The sequence below is a fragment of the Archangium sp. Cb G35 genome, assembly GCF_001896145.1.
Taxonomy (GTDB): domain Bacteria; phylum Myxococcota; class Myxococcia; order Myxococcales; family Myxococcaceae; genus Archangium; species Archangium violaceum.
The window spans coordinates 519,936-533,666 of the sequence record NZ_MPOI01000003.1 but is presented as its reverse complement, the minus strand read 5'-3'; the positions used below and the strand labels follow the sequence as shown (position 1 = coordinate 533,666).

The window sequence follows — 13,731 nt, the reverse complement described above, 5'->3', positions numbered from 1 at the left end:
TGCCACGCCCTCACGGATTCAAAGCCCTACCCGAGTCACTGAGCAAACCGCGTGCCCCTGACGCGCACGCGAACCGCCGTCCTGCTTCCGCTGTTCCCGGCGCCGCTTCTCCCGCGACGCCCGCTTGCTTCACGGATGGTCCGGATGGAGCCGATGCCGCCACCGGCTGCGCTGCGCGGTGAGCGCATGATTCTCGAAGAGCTTCACCAGCACCACCCCCGCGACGAAGCCACCCACGTGGGCCCACACGGCGACACCGCCCTCGGCCTGGAGCCGGTTGAGCTGGGGCAGGCCGGTGAGGACCTGCAGGCCGAACCACCACAGCAGCACCGCCCAGGCGGGCAGGGGGATGATGCGGAAGATGATGAAGAAGATGAAGAGCATGTTCACCCGCACGCGCGGGTAGAGGATGAGGTAGGCCCCCATGATGCCGGAGATGGCTCCCGAGGCTCCCACCATGGGGATGGGGGAGGAGGGGTCCACCACCACCTGCGCCGCCGCCGCCGCCAGGCCGCAGACCAGGTAGAAGACGAGGAAGCGCAGCCGGCCCATGCTGTCCTCGACGTTGTTGCCGAACACCCAGAAGAAGAGGCAGTTGCCCACCAGGTGGCCCCAGCCTCCGTGGAGGAACATGGAGGTGATGGGGGTGAATCGGTTGATGGGGTCGTTGTCCACCACGCAGGCGAGGCCCGGCCCCAGGGGAACCCGGAAGCCCCGCGGGGCCTGCCCGGTGAGCTCCCCCGGGACGAGCCCGAGGTTGCACACGCTGGAGACCAGGGCCAGCGTGTTCAGGCCGGCCCCCTGCACGAGCACCCAGGTGGCGCCGATGACCGCGAGCAGCAGGTATGTGACCACCGGAGTGCGGAGTGTGGGGTTGTCGTCGCTGAGGGGAATCATCGGGCGGCTCCAAGATGTCCACGGTGGAGCGGTGGGGGAGGGGGGAGCGCTTCGGGCCTGTACGGCGCCTGACGTCCCCGCCCCGAGGCCGCTTCCTCACGAGAGGGGACGACCCTAGCTCTGTGCCCCATGAATCCCATCACCCCTCGCCTCGTTTCTTTGCCGGGTCTGCGCATGCAGGTGTTGGAGGCGGGCCCCGCCGATGGGCCGCTGGTGCTCCTGCTCCATGGTTTCCCCGAGCTGTCCGAGAGCTGGCGTGACGTGCTGCCCCGGCTGGCCGAGGCGGGCTTCCGCGCCGTGGCGCCGGACCTGCGCGGCTATGGCGGCACGGACCGGCCCGCGGACGGTTATGACCTCGACACGCTGGCGGGCGATGTCGTCCAGCTGGCGAGGCATCTGCAACCGGACAGGCCCGTGTACCTCGTGGGCCACGACTGGGGCGGGGCCATCGCCTACCACGTGGCCGCCATGCACCCGGAGGTGGTGGAGCGGCTGGCCGTGGTCAACGCCCCCCATCCGGAGCGGATGACCCGCGAGATCTGGAAGCCCGGGCAGCTGGTGCGCTCCTGGTACATCTTCTTCTTCCAGTTGCCCTTCCTGCCCGAGCTCCTGCTCTCCGCGCGGGGGGGCGCCCTGGTGTCGCGCATGTTGCGGCGGGAGATGGTGGACCCCTCGCGCGTGCCCCCGGGACGGCTGGCGGAGTACGAGGCGAACTTCTCCAGCCGCGAGGCGGCGCGCGCGGCCATCGACTACTACCGCGTGGCGTTCCGCCGCTCCCTGGACCCGCGCCGCCTGCTCGAGTCGAGGCCCTACCCACGCATCCGCGCGCCCTTCCTGCTCATCTGGGGCGAGCGGGACGCCGCCCTGCGCAAGCAGCTCACGCGGGGGTTGGAGCCGTACTTCGAGCGGAAGCCCGCGGTGCACTACCTGCCCGAGGAGGGCCACTTCGTGCCGATGGAGGCCCCGGAGAAGGTGGCGGCGCTTCTCATCGAGCACTTCTCCGCGGGGCGGCCCATGACGGACGAGGAGGCGCGCTGGCACCAGGAGCCGCGGGCCCATGAGGAGCCTCGGCCCCCGGCGTGACGGGCCCCGGCGTCACTCGTCGAGGTGGAGCTTGCGCACCAGCTCCGCGTACTTCTCCGGCGGGAGGTGGGCCTTCAGCAGGGCCTGCCTCATCTGCTCGCCCTTCTTGTACGAGGCCGAGTAGCCGCACTCGGGGAAGAACTCCGGCAGCGCCTCGTAGACGAGGTTGCGCGGGTAGTCCCGGCACATGCCCGGCCGGCTGTCGTAGGAGTCACACTGCTTCGTCACCGGATCGTAGTGCGTGCAGCGGAAGACGAAGAGCTTGAGGCGCCGGTCGTCGCTCACGAATTCGAAGCCGTTGACGGCGCGGTGCCACGTCAGCGTGAGCCAGCGCAGCGAGCGCAGGAAGAACACCGGCCGGCTCACGGGGATGACGGGCGTTTCGCAGCACCGGCCGCAGCCGTTGCAGGAGCCCTTGAGCCGGTAGCGCGGCTCTCCCCGGGCCCGCAGCACCAGCCGTGTGAAACCCAGGTCGAGGGTGTAGCGCACCAGTGCGAGCCGTTTGATGACACGGCGGAGGGGCCCGTCCTTCATGGGCGGGGAGTGTACCCGGGCGCCGGGCCCTCGCGGTTCCCCGGGTGGGTTCCAGGCGAGCTGCTGTGTTTCAGGCCAGTTGGATGGTTGGCTCGGAGCCGTGTTGCCCCCGAGGCGGCTTGGCGCCGGGGAGGGGCCGTGCTTCAAATCGACTCCTCATCAACCCGTGGGGGAGAACCGAATGAAGCCGTCCATGCGCTCGCCGTGGTCCCTGTCGTTGGTGCTGCTCGCCGTCACCACGCTCGCCACCGGATGCGCGGCCAGCCGCCGCGAGGCCTATATCCAGGACAAGGCGGGCCAGTACGTGTACCGCAAGCCCATCGCCGAGGTGTGGCCTCAGGTGCGGATGCTGTTGAAGGAGAAGGAGCTGCCGCTGCGCGAGGCCCCGGGTGCATTCGAGATCGCCACCGACTGGCACATGGTGGGCGCGCCCTCGACGCTGGGCACCAACTACGTGCGCTACCTGGTGCGCGGCAAGCAGCCGAGCCCGGCCATGTGCAAGGTGGAGATCTTCAAGCAGAACCGCGTGGAGTCCGGCCCGGGTCCGGTGGACTCGCGGTCCGGCCAGCGCCAGAACCTCGGCACGGACACCACCAACCTGGTGCGGGACACGGAGATGGAGTGGGAGCTGCTGCAGCGCATCGACCCCGACGCGGCCAAGGCGCTGCGCGCGGAGGCCGAGAGCTCCATCAAGTAGGAAGGGGCCGCCCCCGCCGCGCTCAGTCGCGCAGGGGCAGCTCCACGGTGAGCCCGTCGTAGGCGACCTCGACGGGCCCCTTGTACTCCTCGCGCGCCTGGGAGAGCAGCCGCGAGGGGTCGGTGTCATGGCGGCTGGACAGGTGCGTGAGGATGAGCCGCTTCGCGCCCGCGTCCCGTGCCACCTGGGCCGCCTCGCGAGCCGTCGAGTGCCGCGTCTCCTGCGCGCGCGTCTGCTCGTCGTCGGAGAAGGTGGACTCGTGGATGAGCAGGTCCGCGTCCTTGGCCGCGCGCACCAGGGACTGGCAGGGCCGGGTGTCGCCGGAGATGACGAGCCGCCGCCCGGGCCGCGTGTCGCCCACCACCTCATCGGGGCGGATGGTGCGGCCGTCTGGCAGCGTCACCGTCTCGCCGCGCTGGAGCTGGCCGTAGATGGGCCCCGAGGGAATCCCCATGGCCCGGGCCTTCTCCAGGTTGAACTTGCCCGGGCGCTCGTCCTCCTGCAGCACGTAGCCGAGCGCGTTGATGCGATGGTCCACCGCCACGGCCTGCACGCTGTAGCCGCGCCGCTCCACCTTGTCGCCGTCGCGCAGCTCGTGGAACTCCACGTTGAAGGACAGCTGCTCCACGCCCAGGTGCACCGCCTGGTTCAGCAGCCGCCGCGCCGGGGGAGGACCGTAGAGCAGCACGGGCGTCTCCCGGCCCATCATTCCCAGGGTCCGGAGGAAGCCGATGATTCCCAGGTAGTGGTCGGCGTGGAAGTGGGTGAAGAAGACGGCATCCACGGTGAAGCCGGTGCCGAAGCGGACCATCTGCCGCTGGCTGCCCTCGCCACAGTCGAAGAGGAGCAGATCCGAGTCCGCCTTCACCGCGAGCCCGGAGAGGTTGCGGTGCAACGTCGGCTGAGCGGCCGAGGTGCCGAGGAAGGTAAGCCTGAGAATGGACATGCCGGCGCTGCCCATGGGTGAAGACCCTCCCGCCCGCGACCGAGCGCTGGCGACATGCCCCATCTAGCAGAGGTTGACGCGGTGGTGCTTCCCCCTCTGACTCGGCATGCGGTATAGGCGCCAGCGTCCGACATGAGCGACTCCCTCACCGTCTCCCCCACGAGCGACCCGCGCCGCGTGCGCGCGGCCGACGGCTCCATCCTCTCCGTCCCCCCGGGCTGGGCCCTGCTACCCCCGGGTGATGCGGGACTCACCCGCCGGGTGAAGGCCGCCGGTCCCAGCTGGACGGTGGTGGAGAAGAAGGGCCGGAAAATCTTCTCCCAGGGGGTCTGGGCGCCCGAGGCCCACATCACCGCCGCCCGGGCGGTCCTGGAGAGCGAGCGCGCCACCCCGGCCTATGCGAAGAAGCGGGAGGCGGATGTGCGCCGCCGTGAGCGCGAGCAGGCCGAGTACGAGGTGGACTTCGCCAACACGGTGCTGCGCTTCCTGGCCTTCGCGCCCGCCTTCACCGCGCAGGCGAAGAAGCTGGCCGTGGCGGTATCGGCCCATGCCACCCCGGTGGGGAGCGGCACGGTGGCCCGGACCGAGCGCATTCCCATCGAGCGCCGCGCCGAGGCCGCGGTCATCGCCTGGATGCGCCACCAGACGACGGCCTACGACAACCTGAAGATCGCCCGGGTGAAGGGCGCCCGCCGCGAGGTGCGCCGCGAACTGGCCGAGGTGTCCCGGGCGGTGCTGGACCTCCACCGCCGCGACGTGTCCCATGCTCCGGCCGCGTGCCCCCTGTGCACCGCCCTGGGACGGCTCGGCGCGCCCTCCCCGTAGTCTGGCATCCACCCGGCGGTCACGACGGAACAGTTGTTCTGCCTCGAGTGTTCAGCGAATCCGGGAAATCCGGTGACTCAGGCTGTTCGCCACGAGCCTTCCTTCGGCAATGGCGTACCGTGGGGCACCCGCGCGAGAGTCGGGAGCAGTTCATAGGCGGGCAAGGACGACATCCCCTCCACCTCGGCGAGCCGGAGGAGGGCGAGCCCGTCGATGTAGATCTTCCCGGTCGTCGCCGCGACCTCCGGATCGAAGTCGAGTTGCTTGCGATAGGCGTGCAACTCATGCTTGCGCTCCTCGATGAGCGCCTGGATGGAGTCCGCGAGCCGGCCGGCATTCCGGGTGTACAAAGACTGGCAGACGTCCAGGCGTAGGTCAGCACCTGTATCGACGACCTGTTCCCAGCGCTCCATCAGGAGTCTCACGTCTTTTTCGTTCCGGGGCTCGCCGGCCCACAGGTGGAGGAAGCGGGAGAACAGGAAGTCCTCCTCGTACTCCAGCCCCGTGGCGTGCAATTGCGGAGAGAGCAGGGCAATGGCACGGGCCAACTTCAGGTCTCCGGCCGCCAGCGCATCGCTGAAGCCCACGTTGTCGCTGGCCAGGATGTCCTCAGGAGCGCGGGGGAACTGGGCACGGGATGCATGTTCCAGCAAGGAGAGGCGGGCCTGACCTGCCTTGGCCAGATGCGCGGCGAAGCCCTCCACGTTGGCCTCCTGGAGGAGCACGCACACGCCGAGGACGCGGTAGCACACGGCCGCGGTCAGGAAGTGCTCTGCCCGTGCCGCTCCCGGCTGGGAGAGTGACTGCAAGACGCTGCCGAGGACCAGGGTCTGGTTATACCGGGCAACGTCGACGTAGTCGTGGCTCATGGCGTGAAGGCCACATTGGAACCCATGGGATGGAAAGTGGGGCCGGTGATGCCCTCCTTCTCGAGGAGCTCCTTGAGGTCATCGCGGATGATCATCACCTGCGGCACCGTGGTCGTGCGGAACAGGCGTGCTTGAGGGTCGACCTTGTCCTCCGCCAGGACGAGGTGTCGCACGTACATGAAGCGATGGGGCATCAGGGCATTGCGGTCTCCATCGCTCTTCTCCTGGTCCACGCAGTCGCGGGTCCCGATGACGTTCGCGATGTAGCAATCCTCGCTGGCCACCTTTCCACGGTGGTTCAAGAGCGTGAAGCGGAGGAACTCGATCTCCGCTCCCGAGTGCTTCTCCAGCAGTTCCTTCATTTTCGCGGACACCATGAAGTATCCGACAGCATTTGGGATGACGTCCGCGATCTTCAGTCCGCGCTCCTCCTTGGCCATCTTGAAGCGGGCCCCTTGGGGATAGGCATCGCCCATGCGTACACCGGTGGCGGGTTTGAAGGTCTGCTTCATGCCATCGGCGAAGTCGAAGATGGCGCAGTACCCGTCTAGGACCTCCCATCGCAGGAGGAAATACGTGTGCGTATCAGCAGGCATGGATGGATTCTTGCGAGTGCGGAGGTGACTTCTACTTGTACATCGAGTTGACCTGGGTGGACATGCCCTGGGCGGCGGCGAGTCTTCCCTTCACGACCAGGACAGCGAACTCGTTCTCCTGCCAGGTCTCCAGTTTGTCCTTGAGCCCCCCAACGGTGTCCGGGGTGATGCCGTGCTCGGGATTCATCTCCTCGATGTCCCGCTTGTTGCTGTTGATGATGGCCATGCACTCCTGGTTGTATGACCTGTGCGCTCCCTTGTGCCTCGGAAGCATCAGCGCGTAGGCCACATCCCTCGTGGTGGGCAGGATGATGATGTTCTTGCCAGCATTCATGTTGTAGCCGGCCGCCATCAACAACTCTGCTTCATGGGTTTCCAGGCGCTCGGAAAGGGCTTCCTCGGGCATGATGTGGTGGTACTCATGTCCGAACGGTTTGTGCCAGACCTTGTAGTTGTCGCCGATGAAGTGCCAGGCTTTGTTGTCATTGGCGCGAGGATCTGAGTTCTGATACATCCTCCGCTTGGTTCCGAGTTCCTTGTCCACCTTGGATTGACGGCCGGTTTGCTTGACCCATTCCATTCCGTCCTTGGGCAGGCGTGCTCGGTGCTCCTCCTGGGTAAAGTCCAATTCATAGAGCGACTCTTTTGTGGCGGGCGGGACCAGGCCCTTGACCGACTCCTTCCGGGCTTCGTAGCCGAGGACTCGATAGGCACACTTGGGATAGGTCGGAGAATCGAAGTTGGGCTCGTGCTTGGCAACACAGCCATCCTGCTCCTTGTGCTCCTTTGTCTTGACGAGCTCGATGTGCTTGCTGGTCATGGTGCTGCCTCCCTAGCGGGACGTGAGTGTCTTCGGTGAGCGAAGGTAGAAGGAGCCCCGGCTTCCATCATCCCCAAGGGTCCAGACGAGGACGTTGTCGGTCTTGCTGTAGCCGCGTGCGAAGCCGCGGATGGCCATGCAGAGCCCGACGGGCCCTGATGCGGCGCCAAGCTCTCCGAAGCTCGCTGCGGGATACCACTCCGGCAGTCCCTGCAGGCGCCGGAGTTGGACGAGGGCGTAGCCCCAGTCCTGGGCCCGGTAGGCGTCTCCATTGAGAGCCCCAATCACGAGCCCCGTGTGAGCGCCGCGATCCTCCAGGGTCTCCAGGGTCGCGAGGATGCATTGAGTGAGCGCGCGTCCCAGCGGTGGTTTGCCTGCGCGACGGTGAAAGGGCTCGGCTTGGAGGGTGGGGGCCTCGAGCAGTGCCTCGATGTGTGCTCCCCGGCGGGCCGCGGCACTGAGTGGCTCGAGGACGGCGAAGGCCGCGGCTTCGCCCGGAAGAACGCCCACCGGGTTCGAGGGAGTCTTCAGGAGACGCAGTGAGTTGAGTGCCCAGGTGACCTGGGGTTCCACGAAGCTGTCCACTCCTCCGATGATGCAGCGATCGACCGCTCCGGACTCGAGCTGCCGGGTGGCCTCTTGCAGTATCTGGATGAAACCAGCCTCGCCGAACCGGACGTGCTGGATCCTGGGCGGAGACTTGAGGCCAACGGCCTTGAACAGGGTAGGGAGTAGTTGTTGAGTGTAACCTGCTCGTCGGTCTGCGTATTCGGCTGGCAACAGCCCTTGTTGCTCGAGAAGTTGGCGGTGAAAATCATTGGAGGTCGCGAGGTAGAACGCGCTGCGGGCGCTGTCTGCCAAGGACTTCTCTGGGTTGAGTTCACTCAGGGCCTCCGCCGCGAGCGCAACGCGCTTCCCGAGATCGACGAAGCCCCCTGCCACCCACGGAACCACGTGCCCGCGCGCCGGCTCGCTACGACCCGATTCGCTGTCCCAGACCGAGCACTCCTCGAGCATCGAAATGCGCAGAATGCCCGCGCGGCTGGCGGCGCAGCTTGCTACGGCGCCGTGGCCCAGCGACGACACCATTCCGATTCTGGTGATGGCGAGCACCGTCTGTTCTCTTGGAGCGAGCGCTTCGGCGTCGAGTCGAGTACAGGAGTGCTCGGAGCCTACAGGTTTGGCGAGCTTGGAGCACTTGGGTTCGCCAAGGATTCCCACTTCAGCACAGCACCGGCGACGAGGCCGGCACCGCGGGGATGACGTCCAGCAACGCCAGCCCGGGTCCACTGCTCTTCGCGCCGCCCCTTCGTTGAATCACTCCGCAATCAGAAGCCTCATAAGTGATGCTTTGTTGAATGATAAGATGTGCTGCGGTGTTTCTGACCCGAGATTCAGTAATCCCCTGGCGGAGTTTCTGACCGGCGGGTTAGTAATGCGGCCGTCATGGCTCGTCCCGCGGATCCACACGCCCGTGCAGCACTCATCGCCGCCGCGCGAGCGGAGTTCGTGAAGAAGGGTCTGCGCGGGGCGCGCATCGAGGACATCACCGCAGCCTGTGGCCTTTCCAAGGGCGCCTTCTATCTGCACGCCGCCTCCAAGGAGGCCCTCTTCGGCGAGGTGGTGGCCGAGTTCAGCTCCGCGATGAACCTGCTCATCGAGCGGCGTATCAAGGAGATGGAGCGCTTCCACGCCGAGCACGGTCCGCTGGAGGCGCACGACGTGGCCGAGCGCTCCGAGCGCTACGAGCTCCTGGTGGCGATGAGCACCGAGGCGGACCTGGGCACGCTGGAGCTCATGTGGGCCTACCGCGACGTGGTGCACGTGCTCATGCGCGGCAGCCAGGGCACCGAGTTCGAGTCGCTCATGTGGGGCCTGGTGGACCGTGAGGTGTCGCGGGTGTCGCAGGAGTTCCAGCGCATGCAGACGGACTGCGTGAGCCGCGCGGACGTGCCTCCCACCGTCATCGGCTCGCTCATCGTCGGCACGTATGTGCTGCTGGCGCAGCAGATGAGCCAGATGGAGCAGAAACCGGACCTGGCGGCGTGGGCCCGCTCCATCCACCGGCTCATCCGCGAGGGCAGCCTGCCCCCGAAGGCCGCCACCGCCCCGCGCGGCTCCTCCGCGCCCAAGAAGACTTCCCCGCGCAGGCCCCAGGCCCGCGCCGTTTCCCGTCCCCGTAGCACCTCGAGGTCATGACCGTGAAACTCTCCAGGACGCCGCTTGTCGCCGGGCTCGCCGCCGTCGGCCTGGCCGCCACCGCGCTTCCCCTGTCGGGCTGCAAGGCCGACGCCGCTCCGGCCGCCGCCACCAAGGCCGCCGCGACGGAGGTTCCCGCGGTGACGGTTCTCTCCCCGCGCTCGGTGAAGACGTCGCTGCGCGAGGAGGTGACGGGCACGCTCTTCCCCGCCCAGGCCCTGCAGGTGGGCTTCGAGGTGGGTGGCCGCCTGGACAAGGTGCGCGTGAAGAAGGGCCAGACGGTGCAGGAGGGCCAGGTGCTCGCGCAGCTCAACCCGGAGATTTCGGACGCGCAGCTCGCCCAGGCCCAGGCCGCGGTGGCCGCCGCCGAGGTGAGCGCCGCCATGGCCTCCGACGTGGCCAGCCGCAACGCGAAGCTGCAGGAGCAGGGCAACGTGAGCGACCTGCAGAACCTCACCTCCAGCACCCAGGCGAAGCAGGCCGAGGCGCAGCTGCTGGCCGCGAAGGCGCAGCTCGCGCAGGCGCAGGCGGGCCGCCGCAAGCACGACCTCAAGGCTCCCTTCTCCGGCACCGTCGTGGACGCGCCCGAGCAGGTGGGCGCCATCGTGGGCCCGGGCGCGCCGATGTTCGGCGTGGAGAACCTGGGCACCCTGTTGCTGAAGACGACGGTGACCGATTCCGTCCGCGCCCGCCTCAAGCCGGGCACCAAGGTGCGTGTGGAGGTCGTCGGTGGCGGCGCCACCTCGGACGAGGCCGTCATCCGGACCGTCATCGCCTCGGCGGACCCGGCCACCCGCCGCATCCCGGTGGACATCCTGGTGCCCAACAAGGATGGCCGCTTCGTGGCCAACACCCTGGCGCGCGTCATCCTCCCGCTGAGCGACGAGCAGGAGGCGCAGGCCGTGCCCGCCTCCGCGCTGTCCTCCTCGGGGGGTGATCATGTCTTCGTGGTGGGCGCCTCGAGCGAGGTGCGCCGCGTGGACGTCCAGGTCCTCGAGCGTGGCATGCGCGAGGTGGTGGTGAAGGCCGCCGCCCCGCTGGACAAGGTCGTCGAGTTCCCCACGCCGTCCCTCTCCGAGGGTACGCGCGTCTCCGTGAAGTAATCCCCGCCGCACGATTCCAGGGCGTCCCCCCATGCTCCTCAGCGACGTCTCCATTCGCCGGCCGGTCTTCACGGCCATGATGTCCCTCTGCCTCATCGTCCTCGGAGTGATGGGGTACACCCGGCTGGGAACCGATCTCTTCCCCGACATCTCCATCCCGGTGGTGGTGGTCAACACCATCTACAAGGGCGCGGGCCCGGGTGAGATCGAGACCCAGATCATCAAGCCCGTCGAGGATGCCGTCGCCGGCATCAGCGGCGTGGACAAGATCCACTCCTTCAGCCGCGAGAACGTGGGCACGGTCATCGTCCAGTTCAAGCTGTCGGCCAACCTGGACCGGTCGGTGCAGGAGGTGCGCGACAAGGTCTCGGGCATCACCAACAAGCTGCCGCAGGAGGCGGATGTGCCGGTGGTGGGCCGCGTGGACATCTCCGCGGTGCCCGTCCTCACCTACGCGGCGAGCGCGGAGGTGGACTCGCGCGCGGTGCGTAAAATCATCGAGGACAAGCTCAAGCCGGCGCTGGCGCAGATGGAGGGCGTGGCGGACGTGCGCATCAACGGCGGTGACGTGCGTGAAATCCAGGTGGACGTGGACCTGGACAAGGCGCGCGCGGTGGGCGTGTCGGTGATGGACATCGGCCAGCGCATTGGCCAGGAGAACCTGGACCTGCCCGCGGGCCGTTTGCAGCTGGGCCCCACCGAGCTGACGGTGCGCTCGCTGGGTCAGTTCAAGAGCGTGGACGAGCTGCGCCAGCTCCCGGTGGCCCAGAGCCGCACGGGCACGCAGGTGCGGTTGGAGGAGATCGCCACCATCACCGACGGCGCGGCCGAGCGCCGCACCACGGCGCGCCTCAATAGCAATGACGCCGTCATCCTCGAGGTCATCAAGCAGCCTGGCTCCAACACCGTGGCGGTGAGTGACGCGGTGAAGAAGGCCATGGACACCGTGGTGCCCACCCTGGGCCACGGTTTCCAGACGCGGCTGCTCATCGATCAGTCGGTGGACATCCGCGAGAACGCCCACGAGGTGTGGGTCGCGCTCCTCTTCGGTGGCGCGATGGCGGTGCTCATCATCCTGATGTTCCTGTTGGATCCGCGCGGCACCTTCATCTCCTCGCTGGCGCTGCCCACCTCCGTCATCGGCACGTTCTTCGTGATGTACGTGCTGGGCTACTCGCTCAACCAGATGACGCTGCTGGCGCTGTCGCTGGCCATCGGTCTGCTCATCGACGACGCGGTGGTGGTGCGCGAGGCCATCACGCACCGCCTGGAGAATGGCGAGGATCCGGTGAGCGCGGCCTCCAACGGCACCAAGGACGTGGGCCTGGCGGTGCTCGCCACCACGTTCGCCCTGGTGGCGGTGTTCGTCCCGGTGGCCTTCATGCCGGGTATGGTGGGCCAGTTCCTCCAGCAGTTCGGCATCACCATCTCGGTGGCGGTGCTCATCTCGCTCTTCATCTCCTTCACGCTGGACCCGATGCTGTCCGCGCGCCTGGCGAAGCAGCGGCAGGCCGGTGAGCACCACCAGGAGAACGCGGTGGCCAGCTCCATCCGCCGCTTCCTGGACGGCAGCGAGCGCGTCTACTCGAACATCCTGCGCTGGGTGCTCGACCACAAGTGGCTCACCACGGGCATCACCGTGCTGGTGATGGTGGTGTCCTTCGGGGCCGCCAGCCGCCTGGGCATGGAGTTCATCTCGGCCGAGGACCGCTCGCAGTTCATCGTGCAGCTCATCCTGCCCGACGCCTCCAGCCTGGATCAGACGGCCACGCGCGTGGCGCAGGCCGAGAAGGTCCTCAAGGGCATGCCCGAGGTGACGGACATCTACGCCATCGTTGGTGACAACGGCGACGTGAACAAGGCGCGCCTCCGGGTCATCGTCACCAACAAGCAGTCCCGCCAGCGGGGCATCCAGGAGATCAAGGAAGAGGCGCGCGCTCTCCTCACCCCGGCCCTGCCCGCCACCCGCATCAACCTGCAGGATCTGCCCATCATCGACGGTCTGGGTGGCGACTTCTATCCCATCATGATTCGCGTCACCGGCCCGGACCTGGCGAAGATCCACGAGGAGTCCGAGCGCATCGCCCAGATTCTCCGGGATATCCCGGGCACGGCGGACGTGCGCGTGGACTACAACCCGCCCAAGCCGGAGCTGGCCATCGAGGTGGACCGGGCGCGCGCCAAGGACCTGGGCGTGAGCGCCGCGGCCATCGCCCTGCAGATGCGCATGGCCATCGGCGGTGACGTGGCCGCCAAGCTGCGCGAGGGCGTGGACGAGACGGACATCCGCGTGCGGCTGAGCGAGCGCGACCGCGCCACCCCCGAGCGCGTGCGGCAGATCATGATCGCCACGCCCAAGGGGCTCGTCCCGGTGACGGACGTGGCGAAGGTGGAGCTGCGTGACGGCCCGAGCGTCATCGAGCACGAGAACCGTCAGCGTCAGCTCGCCATCTACTCGCAGCTCAATGGCGCCGCCCTGGGTGACGTGGCGGCGAAGCTCAAGGAGAAGATCGCCGAGAAGCCGCTCGCCCCGGGCTACTCGCTCATCTACGACGGGCAGATCAAGATGATGTCCGAGCAGAACGACGCCTTCGCCACCGCGTTCCTGCTGGCCTTCGTCTTCATCTACATGGTGCTCGCCAGCCAGTTCGAGTCGTTCAAGCACCCCTTCACCATCATGGTGTCGCTGCCGCTGGCCCTCGTGGGCGCGCTGCTGGGCCTCGTCTTCGGCGGCTACCACGTGTCCATGGGCGCGATGATCGGCATCATCCTGCTGATGGGCCTGGTGACGAAGAACGCCATCCTCCTGGTGGACGGCGCGCTGCAGTACCTGCGCGAGGGCGCCACGGTGGACGAGGCGCTCATGAAGGCGGGTCCGCGCCGGTTGCGCCCCATCCTCATGACGAGCGCCGCCATGGCCATCGGCATGGTGCCCACGGCCATCGGCGAGGGCGTGGGCTCCGAGTTCCGCGCCCCCATGGCCATCGCCGTCATCGGCGGCGTCATCACCTCCACCTTCCTCACGCTGCTGGTGGTGCCGGTGGTGTTCGCGGCCATGGAGCGCATCGGCTTCTCCAAGCGCCCCCAGAAGAAGGACGAGGGCCTGCCCATCCCCGTCCCGGAGTCCCAGGAGCAGCGCGCCGCCTGAGCGGTCCGGGCGCT

The 13,731-nt window shown here is 67.7% G+C and carries 13 protein-coding genes; 6 read left to right on the top strand and 7 right to left on the bottom strand.

What is annotated here, in order from left to right:
• Nucleotides 1-129: 129 nt before the first annotated feature.
• A complete protein-coding gene (locus BO221_RS12510) occupies nucleotides 130-897 on the bottom strand; it encodes a rhomboid family intramembrane serine protease (protein WP_073560638.1) in 768 nt (255 codons plus the stop codon).
• A gap of 129 nt (nucleotides 898-1,026) precedes the next feature.
• Between BO221_RS12510 and BO221_RS12505 the strand changes: the two genes are divergently transcribed.
• Complete coding sequence (locus BO221_RS12505; protein ID WP_083680978.1) at nucleotides 1,027-1,980, top strand: alpha/beta fold hydrolase; 954 nt, start codon at nucleotides 1,027-1,029, stop codon at nucleotides 1,978-1,980.
• 12 nt (nucleotides 1,981-1,992) lie between these two features.
• Here the strand turns inward: BO221_RS12505 and BO221_RS12500 are convergent, their stop codons facing one another.
• Nucleotides 1,993-2,514, bottom strand: coding sequence for a YkgJ family cysteine cluster protein (locus tag BO221_RS12500; RefSeq protein WP_073560637.1), 522 nt, complete (start codon nucleotides 2,512-2,514; stop codon nucleotides 1,993-1,995).
• A 181-nt stretch (nucleotides 2,515-2,695) separates the two neighbouring features.
• Here BO221_RS12500 and BO221_RS12495 point away from each other — a divergent pair, with 181 nt between their 5' ends.
• A complete protein-coding gene (locus tag BO221_RS12495; RefSeq protein WP_073560636.1) occupies nucleotides 2,696-3,211 on the top strand; it encodes a hypothetical protein in 516 nt (171 codons plus the stop codon).
• A gap of 22 nt (nucleotides 3,212-3,233) precedes the next feature.
• On the opposite strand, the gene rnz is transcribed toward BO221_RS12495, so the two are convergent.
• Nucleotides 3,234-4,157: a ribonuclease Z gene (gene rnz / locus BO221_RS12490; RefSeq protein ID WP_073560824.1), complete on the bottom strand. Its 924-nt coding sequence runs from the start codon at nucleotides 4,155-4,157 to the stop codon at nucleotides 3,234-3,236.
• Nucleotides 4,158-4,289: 132 nt separating this feature from the next.
• On the opposite strand from rnz, the gene BO221_RS12485 reads away from it, so the two are divergent.
• Nucleotides 4,290-4,982: a DUF2293 domain-containing protein gene (locus BO221_RS12485; RefSeq protein ID WP_073560635.1), complete on the top strand. Its 693-nt coding sequence runs from the start codon at nucleotides 4,290-4,292 to the stop codon at nucleotides 4,980-4,982.
• Nucleotides 4,983-5,059: 77 nt separating this feature from the next.
• Here the strand turns inward: BO221_RS12485 and BO221_RS12480 are convergent, their stop codons facing one another.
• The 4 genes from BO221_RS12480 to BO221_RS12465 are packed head-to-tail and all read right to left on the bottom strand — an operon-like array spanning nucleotide 5,060 to nucleotide 8,380.
• Nucleotides 5,060-5,851, bottom strand: a complete 792-nt coding sequence (locus BO221_RS12480) for a hypothetical protein (RefSeq protein ID WP_073560634.1) — start codon at nucleotides 5,849-5,851, stop codon at nucleotides 5,060-5,062.
• The gene (locus BO221_RS12475; RefSeq protein ID WP_073560633.1) at nucleotides 5,848-6,447 is read right to left on the bottom strand and encodes an imm11 family protein; all 600 of its coding nucleotides are present in this window, start codon (nucleotides 6,445-6,447) and stop codon (nucleotides 5,848-5,850) included. The genes BO221_RS12480 and BO221_RS12475 overlap by 4 nt, the downstream gene beginning before the upstream one ends.
• Before the next feature lie 31 nt (nucleotides 6,448-6,478).
• Nucleotides 6,479-7,267, bottom strand: coding sequence for an AHH domain-containing protein (locus BO221_RS12470; RefSeq protein ID WP_073560632.1), 789 nt, complete (start codon nucleotides 7,265-7,267; stop codon nucleotides 6,479-6,481).
• Nucleotides 7,268-7,279: 12 nt separating this feature from the next.
• Nucleotides 7,280-8,380: a hypothetical protein gene (locus BO221_RS12465; protein WP_073560631.1), complete on the bottom strand. Its 1,101-nt coding sequence runs from the start codon at nucleotides 8,378-8,380 to the stop codon at nucleotides 7,280-7,282.
• Between the two features lie 333 nt (nucleotides 8,381-8,713).
• On the opposite strand from BO221_RS12465, the gene BO221_RS12460 reads away from it, so the two are divergent.
• From BO221_RS12460 to BO221_RS12450, 3 genes are read left to right on the top strand one after another with little or no spacing between them, the layout of a single operon-like run.
• Nucleotides 8,714-9,466, top strand: a complete 753-nt coding sequence (locus BO221_RS12460) for a TetR/AcrR family transcriptional regulator (protein WP_073560630.1) — start codon at nucleotides 8,714-8,716, stop codon at nucleotides 9,464-9,466.
• A 2-nt stretch (nucleotides 9,467-9,468) separates the two neighbouring features.
• Nucleotides 9,469-10,569 carry an efflux RND transporter periplasmic adaptor subunit gene (locus BO221_RS12455; protein WP_233165935.1) on the top strand — a complete coding sequence of 367 codons (1,101 nt, stop codon included), beginning with the start codon at nucleotides 9,469-9,471 and terminating at the stop codon, nucleotides 10,567-10,569.
• Between the two features lie 31 nt (nucleotides 10,570-10,600).
• Complete coding sequence (locus tag BO221_RS12450) at nucleotides 10,601-13,717, top strand: efflux RND transporter permease subunit (RefSeq protein ID WP_073560628.1); 3,117 nt, start codon at nucleotides 10,601-10,603, stop codon at nucleotides 13,715-13,717.
• Nucleotides 13,718-13,731 lie beyond the last annotated feature (14 nt).